This window comes from Parabacteroides sp. HGS0025, from assembly GCF_000969845.1.
GTDB lineage: Bacteria > Bacteroidota > Bacteroidia > Bacteroidales > Tannerellaceae > Parabacteroides > Parabacteroides gordonii.
This window is the reverse complement of the sequence record NZ_KQ033906.1, coordinates 1-14,462: the sequence shown is the minus strand read 5'-3', so window position 1 is coordinate 14,462 and position 14,462 is coordinate 1. Positions and strand designations below refer to the sequence as shown.

The 14,462-nt window shown below is 41.2% G+C and carries 21 protein-coding genes; 11 read left to right on the top strand and 10 right to left on the bottom strand.

All coding sequences use genetic code 11. The annotated features are described in order from the left end of the window. Positions 1 to 40: 40 nt before the first annotated feature. From HMPREF1212_RS27065 to HMPREF1212_RS26825, 6 genes are all read right to left on the bottom strand, one after another. Complete coding sequence (locus HMPREF1212_RS27065; RefSeq protein ID WP_157317143.1) at positions 41 to 217, bottom strand: hypothetical protein; 177 nt, start codon at positions 215 to 217, stop codon at positions 41 to 43. Further along, complete coding sequence (locus HMPREF1212_RS24890) at positions 201 to 548, bottom strand: helix-turn-helix domain-containing protein (protein ID WP_052725117.1); 348 nt, start codon at positions 546 to 548, stop codon at positions 201 to 203. The genes HMPREF1212_RS27065 and HMPREF1212_RS24890 overlap by 17 nt, the downstream gene beginning before the upstream one ends. Positions 549 to 744: 196 nt before the next feature. After that, entirely contained in the window at positions 745 to 1,458 is a 714-nt protein-coding gene (locus tag HMPREF1212_RS26470) for a hypothetical protein (protein WP_157317140.1), read from the bottom strand. A 413-nt stretch (positions 1,459 to 1,871) separates the two neighbouring features. Continuing rightward, a complete protein-coding gene (locus HMPREF1212_RS24880) occupies positions 1,872 to 2,261 on the bottom strand; it encodes a helix-turn-helix domain-containing protein (protein ID WP_232430222.1) in 390 nt (129 codons plus the stop codon). Between the two features lie 113 nt (positions 2,262 to 2,374). After that, positions 2,375 to 3,133: a hypothetical protein gene (locus HMPREF1212_RS26465; protein WP_052725115.1), complete on the bottom strand. Its 759-nt coding sequence runs from the start codon at positions 3,131 to 3,133 to the stop codon at positions 2,375 to 2,377. Positions 3,134 to 3,311: 178 nt separating this feature from the next. Continuing rightward, entirely contained in the window at positions 3,312 to 3,509 is a 198-nt protein-coding gene (locus HMPREF1212_RS26825; protein ID WP_369800863.1) for a hypothetical protein, read from the bottom strand. A gap of 329 nt (positions 3,510 to 3,838) precedes the next feature. On the opposite strand from HMPREF1212_RS26825, the gene HMPREF1212_RS24870 reads away from it, so the two are divergent. Continuing rightward, entirely contained in the window at positions 3,839 to 5,065 is a 1,227-nt protein-coding gene (locus HMPREF1212_RS24870; RefSeq protein ID WP_046151525.1) for a site-specific integrase, read from the top strand. Positions 5,066 to 5,085: 20 nt separating this feature from the next. Next, a complete protein-coding gene (locus HMPREF1212_RS24865; RefSeq protein ID WP_046151526.1) occupies positions 5,086 to 6,273 on the top strand; it encodes a site-specific integrase in 1,188 nt (395 codons plus the stop codon). Between the two features lie 66 nt (positions 6,274 to 6,339). On the opposite strand, the gene HMPREF1212_RS24860 is transcribed toward HMPREF1212_RS24865, so the two are convergent. Continuing rightward, entirely contained in the window at positions 6,340 to 6,636 is a 297-nt protein-coding gene (locus HMPREF1212_RS24860) for a helix-turn-helix domain-containing protein (protein WP_046151527.1), read from the bottom strand. A gap of 1 nt (position 6,637) precedes the next feature. Continuing rightward, positions 6,638 to 6,916, bottom strand: coding sequence for a helix-turn-helix domain-containing protein (locus HMPREF1212_RS24855; protein ID WP_046151528.1), 279 nt, complete (start codon positions 6,914 to 6,916; stop codon positions 6,638 to 6,640). 493 nt (positions 6,917 to 7,409) lie between these two features. Here HMPREF1212_RS24855 and HMPREF1212_RS24850 point away from each other — a divergent pair, with 493 nt between their 5' ends. From HMPREF1212_RS24850 to HMPREF1212_RS24825, 5 genes are all read left to right on the top strand, one after another. Further along, positions 7,410 to 7,649: a hypothetical protein gene (locus HMPREF1212_RS24850; protein ID WP_046151529.1), complete on the top strand. Its 240-nt coding sequence runs from the start codon at positions 7,410 to 7,412 to the stop codon at positions 7,647 to 7,649. A 270-nt stretch (positions 7,650 to 7,919) separates the two neighbouring features. Continuing rightward, entirely contained in the window at positions 7,920 to 8,252 is a 333-nt protein-coding gene (locus tag HMPREF1212_RS24840) for a hypothetical protein (protein WP_046151531.1), read from the top strand. 7 nt (positions 8,253 to 8,259) lie between these two features. Then, complete coding sequence (locus tag HMPREF1212_RS24835; RefSeq protein WP_046151532.1) at positions 8,260 to 8,478, top strand: DUF3873 family protein; 219 nt, start codon at positions 8,260 to 8,262, stop codon at positions 8,476 to 8,478. Between the two features lie 12 nt (positions 8,479 to 8,490). Continuing rightward, a complete protein-coding gene (locus tag HMPREF1212_RS24830) occupies positions 8,491 to 8,697 on the top strand; it encodes a hypothetical protein (RefSeq protein WP_046151533.1) in 207 nt (68 codons plus the stop codon). Positions 8,698 to 8,749: 52 nt separating this feature from the next. Beyond that, on the top strand, positions 8,750 to 9,433 hold the full coding sequence (locus HMPREF1212_RS24825) for a ParB/RepB/Spo0J family partition protein (protein ID WP_082099988.1): 684 nt from the start codon (positions 8,750 to 8,752) through the stop codon (positions 9,431 to 9,433). 66 nt (positions 9,434 to 9,499) lie between these two features. Here HMPREF1212_RS24825 and istB read toward each other — a convergent pair whose 3' ends face one another. Both istB and istA read right to left on the bottom strand, forming a co-directional pair. Continuing rightward, positions 9,500 to 10,291, bottom strand: coding sequence for an IS21-like element helper ATPase IstB (istB, locus tag HMPREF1212_RS24820; RefSeq protein WP_046151534.1), 792 nt, complete (start codon positions 10,289 to 10,291; stop codon positions 9,500 to 9,502). Beyond that, on the bottom strand, positions 10,288 to 11,820 hold the full coding sequence (istA, locus tag HMPREF1212_RS24815; RefSeq protein ID WP_046151535.1) for an IS21 family transposase: 1,533 nt from the start codon (positions 11,818 to 11,820) through the stop codon (positions 10,288 to 10,290). Before istA ends, istB begins: the two co-directional genes overlap by 4 nt. 269 nt (positions 11,821 to 12,089) lie before the next feature. On the opposite strand from istA, the gene HMPREF1212_RS24810 reads away from it, so the two are divergent. Genes HMPREF1212_RS24810 through HMPREF1212_RS24795 form a run of 4 tightly spaced genes read left to right on the top strand, consistent with a single transcriptional unit; the run spans position 12,090 to position 14,043 of the window. After that, positions 12,090 to 13,226, top strand: coding sequence for a hypothetical protein (locus HMPREF1212_RS24810; RefSeq protein WP_046151536.1), 1,137 nt, complete (start codon positions 12,090 to 12,092; stop codon positions 13,224 to 13,226). A gap of 51 nt (positions 13,227 to 13,277) precedes the next feature. After that, the gene (locus HMPREF1212_RS24805; RefSeq protein ID WP_046151537.1) at positions 13,278 to 13,457 is read left to right on the top strand and encodes a DUF7336 domain-containing protein; all 180 of its coding nucleotides are present in this window, start codon (positions 13,278 to 13,280) and stop codon (positions 13,455 to 13,457) included. Continuing rightward, on the top strand, positions 13,454 to 13,813 hold the full coding sequence (locus HMPREF1212_RS24800) for a hypothetical protein (RefSeq protein WP_157317138.1): 360 nt from the start codon (positions 13,454 to 13,456) through the stop codon (positions 13,811 to 13,813). The genes HMPREF1212_RS24805 and HMPREF1212_RS24800 overlap by 4 nt, the downstream gene beginning before the upstream one ends. 2 nt (positions 13,814 to 13,815) lie before the next feature. Then, on the top strand, positions 13,816 to 14,043 hold the full coding sequence (locus HMPREF1212_RS24795; RefSeq protein WP_046151539.1) for a hypothetical protein: 228 nt from the start codon (positions 13,816 to 13,818) through the stop codon (positions 14,041 to 14,043). Positions 14,044 to 14,462 lie beyond the last annotated feature (419 nt).

Below are 14,462 nucleotides of genomic sequence, written 5' to 3'. Positions count from 1 at the left end.
GTCAAAATCACTTTTGAAATCATCAGAAGGCTTTGGTATACTAATTTTTCTTATTTTCTTTTCCATTACTTTGTACTTTTGAATCGTGGTGCGATTCTGTATTATACTCTGAGGCAGTGATTGTAGATTTTTCAATCAACTGCTCCAATTGTTTATCTGTAAGCTTTTCATGTTCTGCTGTCAGATAATGAGGGGCGGATTTATATTTTTTGCTCATGTTGTGAAGTTGTATTAAAGCCTTTAATCGGGTTCTGTCGCATCCATTCTTCCAATTCTTTCTTGTCGAAGTACACCATTTTTCCCCTTGGCTTCCAATGTGGAATCATTTGTGTACGTGTAAGCTTATATAGCTGAGATATAGAGATGCCTGTAAACTCTGTTGCTTCTTCAGATGTGAGCATGTTTTTGGTCAAAAACAGTTTGCGCTCAATCTTTGCAAGTCTTTTAATCATGTCTTCAATGGCTGATGGATTACATTCATCAATTAGTGACTCTACTCGTTCAAGTCTTTTATGTAATACTTGTTGGGTTATTCTCTGTTTTACCATACGGTTCTTGCTTATTTAAATGTTACTGACTAACAGTGACACATTATGGTTGACACTGCTTTTGGGTTGAGAAAGGAAGTCTTGCCTCCGAATCTCGAATCGATTCGAAGGCAAAATTACGTCCTGATTATCAAACCGGTATAAGTGACCTTATAACACCTTTTTCTATTATAAGAAGTATTATAATTTTATTCTTTCACTTAGTATGTTTGATGTCATTTTCACTGCATATTGTCAGTTCATTTACAAAAGAATCATACGGGTTGCCGATGTAACTTTTTCCTCTCTTTGCTATTGAGATACTTGCACTGATGGCATTCCCTCCATAATAAACGCCATCCTTTGATGATAGAATAAGTTGATATTCAAGAATCAATTCCTGATAAGAATAATGAAGAAGATTATGTGTACTCAAACTATCCATAAATAGAGCAAATTTGACATTGCTTCCAGTCCTGATCGGATTCGTAAGACGGCAGTGAAAGAGATCATACATTTCATCATAGCTTACCGCTTTTGCGAAGATTGAGCCTTTCTTTTTCTTCTTGTTCTCAAAGTCACCATTGACAAAATCTGTAATTTGCTGGAGCTGATTATCTGAAAGATTACCAAGTTCAGCTTTTAAGAATTTTGATTTAGGAGATCTACCATAATTTAGAGAGAGAATCATCTCATTGCAATCTGTCATTTCCAAGTGTGGTTTGGAAAAGTATTCCAATACCAAATCTTTGCGTTGCTCAAGGAGGCTTTTTATGGAACATAGGTTCTTGAAGTGTATATTCCAATCATTGTGATTAGAACTGTCGATAATCATGTGAGAATTTACAAAGTCCTCTACATAACGATGATACAGTTTGTCATCGTTTATGATTTCTAATTGATACTGCTCATAGGCAGCAATACAAAGCATCTGCAACTCATTTTGCGGTGCATAGGTCTGCTGGCTCTTATTGTTGTGTAGGCTCGGAATACACAAAAAGAGAGAGACCGAATTGATTGTTCTTTTCAGTCATTTCTTTTTGAATTTTGGTTTTTTTAATGTTTATGTTGATATATAATATCTTTATTCATCATTTTCTAAGCAAAGAAAAGCCCAGCTAGAGACCTGTTGCAGTTTCAAGTTGGGCTTACTTGTAATATGAGCTTGCGGCTTTTTACATTATACATTCTATTTAAACCTACAAAGTTACAGCCATATTGCACCACAGGTCGGTACAACCTTGTAATTTTCTATATTCATCTGTAGGATTGATTTAAAATCCTGTATAACGTGTATTTAGCATTTACGTTTATACCGATTAATGAGACCCTGTACTGTTTGACTTAGAGTGTACGTTTGGATTTTCTTCTATGAGATAGGGCGATTAATTCATTTTCTTCTTCAGGTGTAAGATGCGCTTTTCCATTACGACCTGATTCAATCCATTTTATAAGCTCATCTTTGAATAATATGTAGTATTTTCCTGAACGTGTTCCCGGTATGTCACCACGTCCAAGTTTATAGTACATTGTAGATTTCTTCATCTTTAGAAATTCACATGCTTCGTCAAGGGTCATGGGTGTGTGGTCGCTTTTCTTTGTAAGAACATTTTTTCTCAATTCCTCATTTAGATTTTGAATAAGAGTTTCTAGTCTTTCTACTTTGTTGTAGACATGAGCCACTACTTGTGGAACATCATTGAAAGTCATTTCATCTGTTGTCATATCGATCATAATATTGTTATTTGATTTCAATGGCAAAGGAACTCAATGATAAAATGCTGATTAATGTAAGTGTTCGGATGTAAGGAAATAAGTCAAAGTAATTAAAAGTAATTGTCGATTAATTATGATGTGTGAGTGTTATGAAACTCAAAAGACCCATTTTCAGGTATATCTAATTCTATAAGGCATGTCCCTCTTTGACGTAGATTGCGACGAATTGTTTCTATTTCAAGTTCTTTCATCTCAATAGGAAAACATGTTTTTAAGAATACCGAACACTGATTACCATTCCAAGAAAGTCGTTTGCCTATGTTCCATACCAAATGGCGCAGATCTAGGGTAGAGAGTCGACAGTCTGTTACCACAGGAATAGGTGAGAATCCTTTTTCCAAAGTGAATCTGCATACGTTTTCAATAAGCATGGAGAGTTCTTCCTCTTTCATATAGATACAAAGTTCTTCGTGCAAATACGTTTTCACAAGGTTCATTTTGTGTGTTTCCAGACGTTCATTTGCAATCCTTCTTTTTTCTTTAAGCTCTGCAATCTTGTTTAAGCTTGCTAGTTCGTTGGTAAGGTCTTTTAGTTGATCTGTATCGCATTGCATATAATTTGCATTGCTTTTAGGGGATATATTAGAAAATGGTAATTTGACATTACGCAAGCTACGACCAAAAAGTATAATAATCATAATAGTACACAGACACAATAGAAGAAATATCCATATTGAAGCAGGTTCAGATGATAATATTTCAACCTTTGTACGATACCAATCTGCTATCACGTTATCTCCCGAAAATAATGGGACAAAGGTGATAACGGATAGCATCACAACGTTTGTGATAATAGCAAAATAGATTTTTTCTTTTGTTGGGTTACTCATAATTACTTCAAATTATTCTTAGTTTCGAGTACAAAGTTATAGAGAATAATTTGAAATAATATAAGTTATTATTATTGATACACAAATACTTAACTCTTTTTAGAAATACCAAAAACCGACAAAATCCTTGTCAGATTCTGTCGGTTTTTGGTTCATTTTTGCACTTGATATTTATTTACTATTCATCTGATGTACCAGTCTCAGATGATTCATTCTTGATGTTCGTAACATTATTTAACACTTCAAGTGACATCCTATTGGCCGCTTCTCGACGTTTTGGGTCGGCATGACGGGCATAAATTTGAGTAGTTGTTACACTCTTATGTGCAAGTAGACTCTGTACTGTATATATGTCTGTGCCAAGTTCTAGTTGCAACGAGGCAAAAGTATGGCGGAATGAGTGGATAAATCACAGAAAAGCAAGGGTAAGATGACGTAAGAAGCAGAAGAGATAACACGTTTGAAATGAGTTGATTTGCGTAGATTTACGGTAATCTGAAATATTCAAAGCAAAGCGGATGTAAGCAGTATTTCAGTTACCAAATCGTTAACCTGCCAGTTACCGAAAATAAATAGGTAACAGAAGTAGATCGAAGAACTTTAATTATGGTTCTTTTGTTCTGAATTTCAGTATTTTGCGTAATAAAGAGCACTTATATAACAGGTAACTTTGCCTATGGCAAAGCCCACAAAAATATAAGTGTAATGAAACAAGAAAAATTCAAGGTGTTGCTCTACCTCAAAAAGAGTTCTCCCGACAAATCGGGCAAAACCCCTATCATGGGGCGTATCACTGTCGGCAAGTCTATGGCACAGTTCAGCTGTAAGCTATCCTGTACTCCCGACCTTTGGAATCCACGCGAAAGCCGCCTGAACGGAAAAAGCCGTGAGGCGGTGGCTACCAACGCAAAGTTAGACAAGCTGCTGCTTGCAGTCAATGAGGCTTACGACACACTCATCGAGCGAAAACAACCCTTCGATGCGGAAGCTGTGAAGAATCAATTTCAGGGAAGTATGGACACTCAAATGACCCTGATGCGGCTATTCGACCGCCATATCGAAGAGGTAAAAGCGCGTGTCGGTATAGATTATTCCCACCGTACTTTACCTAACTATCTCTACACCCGAAAACGCTTGGCGGAGTTTATCAAAAAGAACTCCAATTCGACAGACCTTGCATTCAGCCAGCTTAATGAGCAGTTTATCCGAGAATTTCAGGATTATATAATTCTCGATAAAGGGTTGAGTGTGGAAACTGCCCGACACTATTTGGCATTACTGAAAAAGATTTGCCGGATAGCCTTTAAAGAAGGGCATTCCGATAAACACTATTTCGCCAACTATCCTTTGCTGAAACAGAAAGAGAATCCGCCAAGAACTCTTAGCCGTGAAGAATTTGAAAAGATACGGGATTTGGAGATTGAAGAACACCGCTGGTCGCACATTACCTCTCGCGATATGTTTCTCTTTGCGTGCTATACCGGGACTGCCTACATTGATGTAGTAGCCATCACAAACGATAATTTATCCAAAGATGATGCGGGCGACTTATGGCTCAAATACAAACGAGGCAAGAACGGTAAACTTTGCCGTGTAAAGCTGTTGCCCGAAGCTATTGAGTTAATTGAAAAGTACAGGAACAAGTCGAGGCAAACTCTATTCCCTAAAATGGAGTACAATACGTTGAAATGGAATCTTCAAAGCATACGTCAAATGCTTAATATCCCTGTACTGACCTACCACATGGGGCGGCACTCGTTTTCGAGTTTAATTACGCTCGAAGCAGGCGTACCTATTGAAACCGTTTCAAAGATGCTCGGTCATTCGGATATAAAAACCACACAGATATACGCCCGTGTTACCCCGAAAAAGCTCTTTGAGGATATGGACAAGTATATCGAAACAACCCAAGATTTAAAATTAGTTCTGTAATCATTAAAAATACAACTATCATGCGTAGTACATTCAAAATATTATTTTACATCAATAAAAACAAAGTAAAAACTGATGGGACAACGGCTGTCCAGTGCCGAATTACCATTGACGGCAAGCAAACGGTTATCTCAACAGGCATCTACTGTCAAATAGAAGATTGGAACGCTAAAAAAGGCGAGATTAAAGACGAAAGAAGCAACAATCAGCTCATCGCATTTCGTAACCGTGTCGAGCAGTCCTATGTTACTATTCTCAAGGAACAGGGGGTTGTCAGTGCTGAACTGCTTAAAAATACGGTTACCGAAGTAAACTCCGTTCCGACCCTATTACTGGAGGCAGGCGAAGTAGAACGTGAGCGATTAAGATTGCGTTCTATTGAAATAAATTCCACCTCTACCTATCGGCAATCGAAGGTTTCTCAAAGTAACCTGCGAGGATTTCTTCTTACCCGAAAGCTGAAAGATATTGCTTTTATAGATATTACCGAAGAATTTGGCGAGAGATACAAACTCTACCTAAAGAGTAAGGATTATAGTTCGGGACATATTAACCATTGTTTTACTTGGCTGAATCGGCTTATCTATATTGCCGTTGATCGGGAAATACTTCGGTGTAATCCTATTGCCGATGTGCCGTATGAAAAGAAAGCTTCTCCAAAATTGGAACATATCAGCCGGAACGAGCTGAAAACGATTATGGAAAATCCCCTGCCCGACAAATGGCAGGAATTAACACGCAGAGCCTTTATTTTTTCTGCTTTTACCTCCCTTGCCTATGTTGATATTAAAGGGTTATATCCCCGCCATATCGGAAAGGCAGCAGATGGACGGCGTTATATAAAGATCAATCGTAAAAAGACCGATGTTGAAGCCTTTATACCTTTACACCCGATTGCCGAACAGCTTTTATCGCTATACAACACAACGGATGAAACTAAGCCTGTGTTTCCACTACCCAATCGCGACCAGTTATGGAACTGCATCCATGAAATCGGCTTCCTTGCAGGCGTGAAGGGCAATCTCAGCTATCATCAAAGCCGCCACACGTTTGGGACACTTTTGCTTTCGGCGGGTATTCCTATCGAGAGTATCAGTAAAATGATGGGGCATACAAATATTTCAACCACTCAAACCTACGCCAAAGTAACGGATGATAAAATATCGGAAGATATGGATAGGCTGATTGAGCGGAGAAAAGCAGTATAAGACCGTTCAACTAAAAGCCCCCGAAATTATTTGATTTCGGGGGCTTTTGATTAAATACAAAGCAAGCTACTCCCATGCTTCGCGGTAGTTCTTTTCCAGTATGTTTTGTATGTCCGATTCCCGATACAGGGTTTTACCGCCGAATTGAATGTAAGGGATTTTTCCTGCGGTACGATACTCCTGCAAGGTTCGGCGGCTGACTTTTAACCTTTCTGCCACCTGTACATCAGTCAGAAAACGCTCTCCGTTCAACATTGGTTTATAATCTATTAATGCTGTTTCGATATTATCTAACATTTTATCGAGTGAGTGGAAAAACGCTTTTATCCGTTCGTTTTCTTTAGTTATAACCTCATTGCTCATTCTACTGTAATTTTAAGCTGTTAATGACCTTTTCCACATCTTCGGGCTTGTAATACATCTTCCGATGTATTTGAGTATATGCCAATTTACCAGTATCACGTAACGTTTGCAATGTGCGGGGACTGATGTTCAGAATTACGCATACATCCTGATTATCCAACCATTCTTTAAGCTCTTTGCCCTTATGCTGTCCGCATAGTATATCCACCTTTCGGGCAAATGCCTCGAAACGCTCCATCATAGCCTCAAAAGTTCGGGCTTCTATATTTATTATCTCCATAGTGATTTACCTTTTCGTTAATACTATGATTACGGGAGAACAAAGATAAATCATTAAAATACAGCATATACCATGTCTTTATTGAGTGGTAGCTTTCGTCTGCACTTGTCTATACCTAAACGTGCATCCTGATGTAACCAGCGGCGGTTAAATCTGCCGTTTTTCGTACTCCCTTTTCGGATTATTCGGGAGTAATTTCTTTTGATTTTTTCGCCGAACCGTATCTTATAGCTTCTTCCTCTTTAGCGGAATGCCGACTTAGCCGATGAAGTGTTCGATTTCATGCGCGAAAGTATTTCCGTGTTCTTCACGCCGAAGACAAGTTCGAGCCGCAAAGCGGTTTCGTGAAAAATCTTCCTCTTTCCCTCGCGGGCGAGCGTATTTTATCCCGAAAAACTTGCATCGGCTAAACACTACCTTTCTCTGCCCCTGAAACTCGATCACTCATAACCGGCTCCGATACGGCATAGCGTTCAAAAAAAAGTCAGAAATTATGATACGGACAGCAGAAAAAAATAGGAAACAACGATTCTCAAACCTTCCAATCAGCATAGGTTCGATTTTGAAAATAGCTTTTGTAGTTGCGGGTTTTGCCCTTTGGGGTTGGTCGTTCGTGGCGGTGGTAGCAGGTATTTACCTACTGTGGAACATCACTAAAGGCGTTATAATCTTTCTTCTTTCCATTGCCGTGATTGTTGGCTTTATCCTCCTTTTGACAGTATTAATTTTTTAAGACACAAAGACATGAGCAATCTATTAGAAATCAACAATCAAGAGGTCGTAGCAAAAGCAAATTGTACACTCGTGGCATATTCTACAAAATCGGTCGCTGTATTCGGCGATACACAACCGATAATCAACCAACTCAAAGAGATGGGGGGAAGTTTCAACAGTAGGTTGACCCTAAACGGCAAAAAGGTAGAGGGGTGGATATTCCCAAAGTCAAAAGAGCCACGTTTAGCCTACTATTTCGGATTAGACTAATATTTAACACATCAAGACAATGAAAACAATAATAGCGACAAAGTTTGTAAAGTGGGATGTTCCCGAATTAGAAACGCTGAAAGGCTCTAAAGTATATCTACTTCGTGAGAAAGTAAACGCAGGGGAAAATTTAAGCAGGGAAGAAAAAAACTGGATAGCCGAAAACGTAAACCACAATAGCTATTTCAAAAACGCTATACCCTTACAGGGTTATCGTTTCGACTTTTCCGAAATACTAAAAACCTATGTAGTGAAGCAATACGGCACATATCAAGAGTACCGAGCAATCGACAAAACAAGCCTACGTGCCATGCTTTACGGAAGAATTGACAAAATAATCGAAGTAAACTAATACGACCATGACAGCAAGCAAGATGAACAAAGACGGCGTATCTGTATGCGCCATAGGACAGGAGAACTACGAACGCTTTTTAGCGGGAGCATTTCGAGGTAGCTTTTATTACCAGTATGATTATCGCCACACGGACGGCGAACTGTTCAGCACCGTAGCCCAATCGTTGGAAACGTGCAGGGAACGGCGGGATAAGTGGCTCGAAAAGAAAGTAAATAATCAATAAAAATTTAAGGACATGAAAATGATAGAAGTAAAGGACATTATAATCGGAAATCGCTACCTCATTTCAGGCGATTTACAAAATGGGTACATGGACGGAAAGCCGTATATCTGCCACGAAGAAGTTACACGCGCTATCACTCGCATAACCGATACCCATGTTATTTGCGAATGTGGCAGACAGTTTTTGAAAAATCAAAATTTAAAGATTGTAGAATATTAATAAATCAAATTTCAATTCATAAACAGTAATTAATCATTAAAATTTTAGAGATATGAAAACGACAGTAAACAACACAGCAACAGTAAACACAAGCGTAATGCTATCCATGAACCTAATCGAGCCGAGCAACTACAATGCACGCAAAACCTTTGACCCTGTACAGTTGGATGAACTGGCGCAGAGCATCAAAAACAACGGTCTGATACAACCGATAACCGTGCGACAAAAGGGCGAACGCTATGAGATAATTTGTGGCGAACGGCGATTTAGGGCTTCTATGATGCTGAAACTTGCGGACATTCCCGCTATCGTTCGGAACGTGTCGGACGAGGAAGCATATGACCTCTCTATTACCGAGAATTTACAGCGGGAAGATGTACCACCAATGGAAGCGGCAGAAGCCTATAAACGCCTTATAAATACCAAAAGGTATGATGTGCCGAGCCTTGCCCTAAAATACGGCAAAAGTGAGAAGCATATCTACCAAATGCTCAAACTGTGCGACCTTATCAAAGGTATTGCCGAACTCGTAAGGTCAGGTAAGCTGACCGCATCGGCGGGGATAGTCCTAAGCAAGTACGACAAGAAAACACAGGAAGCGGTGCTAAAAGACCGTTTAGATGAGGACGGAAAAAACGAATGGTATCATATTTCCGCTACCACCTTAGACAGCCGTATAAAAAGTTACTACACAAACGATGTAATAAGCAAATTTAAAATCATCATATTTCGGTAAAGTTAAATCATCACATTTTAGTCGAGACAATTGGTTTATACTATTGTTTATTTATAGCACTGCTGTTTATCTATGTCTGGGGGTACCCCCAGACATAGATGGTTTTTTTCCGTCTTCAAAAATAGATTTTCGATTTCCCATCCGATAGCTTTGTCCTGAGAGTTTTATTACCTCGCAGCGATACAACAACCTGTCAAGGATTGCCGAAGCAAGGACTTCGTCATCCAGCGTTTTTGCCCATTCGGTGGGAACCTTGTTGGTGGTAATTATCAGCGATGCTTTCTCGTGCAGCGTGTTGATTAGGTTGAAGAAGCCGGCGGCATCTTCTTTTTTCACCGGGAAGAGCATGATGTCGTCAATAGCCACCAGATCGGCTTTAAGCAACCGGTTGTAGGCGGTCATTGCCGAAGGCATCAGGCTTTTCATTTTGATGGTATTAATGATATCCTCCATCGTAACCATATACGCCTTATATCCTTGTTGTATAGCCTCATATACGAGTCCTGCGGCGATGAAGGTTTTCCCTGTTCCGGAAGGACCCATGAGTATTATGTTGTAATTCTGCTCGAGCCATCCCAGCCGTCGCAGATCACGCAGCCCGGGTGCGGTTATTCCTTGCGAGTAGTTGTGGTCGAAAAGTTCCAGATCATGCCGTGCAGGCAGAGCCGCCGCTTTGAGGCGTCGCTGGAAGTCTTTGCCATCCCTTTCCTGCACCTCACGGTTCAGCAGGTCGTGAAGGAACTCGACATGGGTCTTACCCTGTTCTTGGGCTATGTGGGATTCTGATTCCAGCAGACGCGGAAGGGCATATAGGCGTAAACGAGAGCACAGGCTTTTGATTTGTTCGTTTATTGTCATACGAAGAGGGTGTTAAAAGTGGATAGGTCGGTTTTCTCCGGGAGCATGGCCGACATGTCGGCTTGAGGAACAGCTTCGGTTTCCTGTCGGACATCAATAAGAGGCTGTCTACCCCGGACTCTAAGGGTCTCTGCCACCTCCATCAGGTGGCATCCATTGAAGACACTTGCCTCAAGGCACTTGGCAAAGGCTTCGACAAGTGTGGCGCCGGAGTATGCCCTATGGTGCCGGGCAATGAACTGGAGATTGTCGCGGTAGTTACGGGCCTTATGTAAGCGTAACTGCGACAGATAGGCATCAATCGTTGCACTTTCGGGAAGTGTTTGGCGAACGGAGGCCTCATATTCGTCCAGTGATGCTTCGCGGTCACGTCGATGCGAGGTGTTACTTATCAGCCGTCCCTTCTCCTGGCTTATCTTGTGGGTGGCAAGAGTTTTACCCGTCTCATGACTGTAGATATGCAGGCTGCCTTCTTTTTCTTCCAGATAAACCAGTGTCTGATGACCGTTGTAAGTTCCTGTGGGTACTGTGTAATAGTTTCCCCTATAGTTAATCACGTTGTCCTTTCGCACATGGTGTGGCGCCAGTTTTTCGCAAGGAACTGTAGGAACCCCTTTATAAGGCATAAGATGTGGTTTCTCTGTCCTGAACTCCTCAGATGGAATACGTCGGATGCCGTGATGTTCCGTACCGTTAGCCGTGCGGTCCAGCCAGCCAAGCACGTCCCGGTTGAGTTGCTCGATACCGATAAATTCACGACCACGCAAGAAGTTGTACTTTACATATTTGACTACGTTCTCAATCTTCCCCTTGCTCTGGGGATCGGACTTGCGGCAAAAGACCGGCTCGAAACCATGTTCACGTATCAGGACGCGGAAGCCACCGGTAAGAAGAAGGTCACCCAGATTTTCTTTAACCAAAAACACTTTGTCCTGATCATACACTATTTTCTCAGGAATACCTGAGAAGAACGCAAAGGCCAGTTCATGGGCATACACCGCAAGGGCTGTAGTAAACGGCGTACGGCTAAAATAGACGAACTTATACCGGCTGCGGCTCAGCGACATTGCAAAGAAATAAACTTTTAATGATTCCCCCTGAGGCGTCCTCATCCACCGCTCCCCGAAGTCGCACTGAGCATATTGCCCATAGCGCGTCTCAGGCTGCTTTTCATAGGGACGGAAACTACTTTCTTCTTCTTTAGGAAGATCATGGATCAAACGCACACGGTGAACGAAATTGAACACTGTCTTGGGCGTTACTAACGGTAGATCCGGAAAGTTTTCCTTTAACCGGTCATGGATCTGAGGGGCAGAAAGAAAGGACCATTTCTTTAGCTCATTCACCACATAATCTTCGTAAGGGTCAAGCTTATGACCGTAATGACGGTCATAGCTTGCACTGGAGATAAACTCGTCTTCGCTCAGCGAAAGATATTTGCTCACTGTCTGACGATGAAGACCTAAAACTAAACCTATCTGGGTCTTGTTGAGACCGTCTGAAAATAATTCGTTAACTTTGTTCCACATGAGATACTTCTTTAACTTGGAGGTCTCGCACATAGCATTGTAATTAGGAGTTTGCACTACAAAATTACAATGCTATTTTTTTATCTAATTATGTCGATTTTACTTTTCCGATTTTTGACGATTCAAAGTTACTGGTTACAAACGACCTCGACAGCTACGATTTTGACAAAACCGAGTGTCTGAAATGTAACTTTAATTCCAAAAATTACGACCTTTTTGCGGGTAGCGATTGCGGGAAGAATTGCGGTCTGTGTGCCAATAAAAAATGTTTGGAAGCCAAAAATACGCTCTACCTTGTAGATAAGGCGCAAGAAGTAGCCCAAGCCGACCCGAAACTCGTATTTATAGGCGACCAATACGGCAGGGATAGTGAAGCAGTCCAAAAAATCAAAAAAGCGGGATATGAGTTTAAGAATGTACAAACCTACAATCTTAACCGTTTCCCGAAAGAGCCGACCGCACCCGAAGCCTCCAAATACGAGAAGCCCGAAGATTTGGAAAAGGCACAGGAGCGTTACAGCAAGGAGCAGACCTATTTTGAGAATAAGACCCAAGAACTCGACAGCCTCAAAGAACAGGGTAAAATCCGTGTCTATGCCGATATAGACAGCAAAGATATTAGCTTGTATTACAAAGAGGTAAACAGCAAGGACACCAAGACTAACGAGCAGATAATTACCGATCTCAAAGCGAAAAAGGTACGCAACAACGAAATTGCTAAGGAAAAAACCGCAGGGGATATAAAGGAACTGCTCCGCACGGAAAAACTGCCGAAGTCGGATTTTACCGCCGATGAAGAAAAAGCAATGTATTTCTTTATGCTCTCAAAATTGCGTAAACACAGCTACCCCGCCGTAGGGTTGAAAGAAAACGACTATTACGGCAATTTGTCGGATGAGAAGACGCAGAAAATCGTTGCCAATCTTACCAAAGAACAAAAAACTGTTATCCGCCGTGATTATTTGTATAGCCACTTGACCGAGCGAACAACCACCGTTTCGGGAATACAGGGCGGTATGATGTTGGCATTTGCCACGCAACACCTACCCGAAAAGACAGCAACCATAGAAGCCCAATACAGTGAGGAATACGGCAAGAAGAACGCCCGACTGGACGAACGTATAGCAGGGCTGAAAGCACAGGAGAAACAGCCTAAAATGCCTCTTAAAGCCGATAAACCCAAAGGAAAAGCGGAAGCCAAAGCGAAAAAAGCAGATAAGGCGCAGACTGCCAAGAAAAACGCCACACCCGCCAAAGTAAAGGTAAAAGAGGCAAAGAAAGAAGTAGCACCGAAAGCAACCGTAACAGATGCCATACCGACACCCACAGCGGTAGCCGTTGTTCCGAAAACGACAACAGCATTAGCGACCACACCCAAACCTAAAGCGGTAGCCGTTGCGGTCTAAACCATAGTATTAACAAGGGCGGGAGCAATCCCGCCCATAAAACACAACAATATGACAGTGTATGTTTTATTTCAGACCGATGTCTGGAAAACGTATAGTAGCCGTGTATTTTTCGGCGTGTTCACCTCAAAAATAAAGGCGATAGATGCAGCTAAAGAAAACAACCTATACGTCTGTGATGCGGAGGTGGATATAGTCGAATGTGAAATTGATAAATTCGAGGAAGTATGAGAACACACCGATTTTGTAAACATTGCGGTACGCAGGTACGAAAGGAAACAAATTTAGATTATCCGTTCTATTGCCCCCGATGCAATGAAAATATGTATCGTAGCGAAACCCTTTCTAAACGTGAGATAAAAAAGTGTTCACAGAAAGAGCCTAAATACGAGATTTCGCAGGGCGTTGAACGCCTATATTCCCATGATATTGAATGGTGGTTAGACGGCGAAGAACTCACTTTTTCGGAGGTGGACGAAGAACATATTTGTTCTTTGCTCAAAGAGAATTTTGTTGCTGGGGAATTGTGTAGCACAACCCCCGACAGGGACGAAGTTTACGGATGGTGGAACATTAAACGATACTAAATATGACGATAAACGTATATATCGGCAATCCTGTTATTGCCAACCATGAACAGTATTACAAACTGGAGGAACTGCTACATGAAATAGACCCCGACTGCGAAGCGGTGCATTTGCTTCCCAATCGGTTAATTATTGAAAACATACGCCGTAGAACGTTCGTATATCCATGCAATCCAACAATGGAATGGGTGGCTGACCGACTGCGTAGCATGGTCGAGAATGGGCTGTAAGTGCCTTTGATAACGATTTTAAGGACTTATGTCCGGGTAGAGAAAACTTTGCCCGGACTTCTTTTTCCATGAGCCATTAGCAAGGCTTTATGCGGGGAAAAAGAAGCAAAAAGCCAATGTTTGAGGGTTTTGTCGACTAAACCCTACAAAATGAAAAATCCGATGGTTTATGATAGAGGGCACTGAAAAAGTCCTTTTTATAGCAATCGGCTTCTAATTAGTCAGCACATATCCACCAATATATTGGGATATGTGCTGACTTTTTCTTATCTTTATAGGTATAAATCAAGCAGATATGGTACCATCTCAACAGACCTTCCAATTCAGTCAATACTCAAGTTTATATGACTTGATAGTTCCGGCAGACAATTTATTACGCCGTATAAACGACCTTATCGACTTCTCCTTTATCCACAAAG

What these genes read in the sequence shown, in the direction of transcription:
- HMPREF1212_RS27065 (WP_157317143.1), bottom strand. Translation starts at nt 217, where the DNA reads ATGAGCAAAAAATATAAATCCGCCCCTCATTATCTGACAGCAGAACAT.
- HMPREF1212_RS24890 (WP_052725117.1), bottom strand. Translation starts at nt 548, where the DNA reads ATGGTAAAACAGAGAATAACCCAACAAGTATTACATAAAAGACTTGAA.
- HMPREF1212_RS26470 (WP_157317140.1), bottom strand. Translation starts at nt 1,458, where the DNA reads ATGCTTTGTATTGCTGCCTATGAGCAGTATCAATTAGAAATCATAAAC.
- HMPREF1212_RS24880 (WP_232430222.1), bottom strand. Translation starts at nt 2,261, where the DNA reads ATGATCGATATGACAACAGATGAAATGACTTTCAATGATGTTCCACAA.
- HMPREF1212_RS26465 (WP_052725115.1), bottom strand. Translation starts at nt 3,133, where the DNA reads ATGAGTAACCCAACAAAAGAAAAAATCTATTTTGCTATTATCACAAAC.
- HMPREF1212_RS24870 (WP_046151525.1), top strand. Translation starts at nt 3,839, where the DNA reads ATGAAACAAGAAAAATTCAAGGTGTTGCTCTACCTCAAAAAGAGTTCT.
- HMPREF1212_RS24865 (WP_046151526.1), top strand. Translation starts at nt 5,086, where the DNA reads ATGCGTAGTACATTCAAAATATTATTTTACATCAATAAAAACAAAGTA.
- HMPREF1212_RS24860 (WP_046151527.1), bottom strand. Translation starts at nt 6,636, where the DNA reads ATGAGCAATGAGGTTATAACTAAAGAAAACGAACGGATAAAAGCGTTT.
- HMPREF1212_RS24855 (WP_046151528.1), bottom strand. Translation starts at nt 6,916, where the DNA reads ATGGAGATAATAAATATAGAAGCCCGAACTTTTGAGGCTATGATGGAG.
- HMPREF1212_RS24850 (WP_046151529.1), top strand. Translation starts at nt 7,410, where the DNA reads ATGATACGGACAGCAGAAAAAAATAGGAAACAACGATTCTCAAACCTT.
- HMPREF1212_RS24840 (WP_046151531.1), top strand. Translation starts at nt 7,920, where the DNA reads ATGAAAACAATAATAGCGACAAAGTTTGTAAAGTGGGATGTTCCCGAA.
- HMPREF1212_RS24835 (WP_046151532.1), top strand. Translation starts at nt 8,260, where the DNA reads ATGACAGCAAGCAAGATGAACAAAGACGGCGTATCTGTATGCGCCATA.
- HMPREF1212_RS24830 (WP_046151533.1), top strand. Translation starts at nt 8,491, where the DNA reads ATGAAAATGATAGAAGTAAAGGACATTATAATCGGAAATCGCTACCTC.
- HMPREF1212_RS24825 (WP_082099988.1), top strand. Translation starts at nt 8,750, where the DNA reads ATGAAAACGACAGTAAACAACACAGCAACAGTAAACACAAGCGTAATG.
- istB (WP_046151534.1), bottom strand. Translation starts at nt 10,291, where the DNA reads ATGACAATAAACGAACAAATCAAAAGCCTGTGCTCTCGTTTACGCCTA.
- istA (WP_046151535.1), bottom strand. Translation starts at nt 11,820, where the DNA reads ATGTGGAACAAAGTTAACGAATTATTTTCAGACGGTCTCAACAAGACC.
- HMPREF1212_RS24805 (WP_046151537.1), top strand. Translation starts at nt 13,278, where the DNA reads ATGACAGTGTATGTTTTATTTCAGACCGATGTCTGGAAAACGTATAGT.
- HMPREF1212_RS24800 (WP_157317138.1), top strand. Translation starts at nt 13,454, where the DNA reads ATGAGAACACACCGATTTTGTAAACATTGCGGTACGCAGGTACGAAAG.
- HMPREF1212_RS24795 (WP_046151539.1), top strand. Translation starts at nt 13,816, where the DNA reads ATGACGATAAACGTATATATCGGCAATCCTGTTATTGCCAACCATGAA.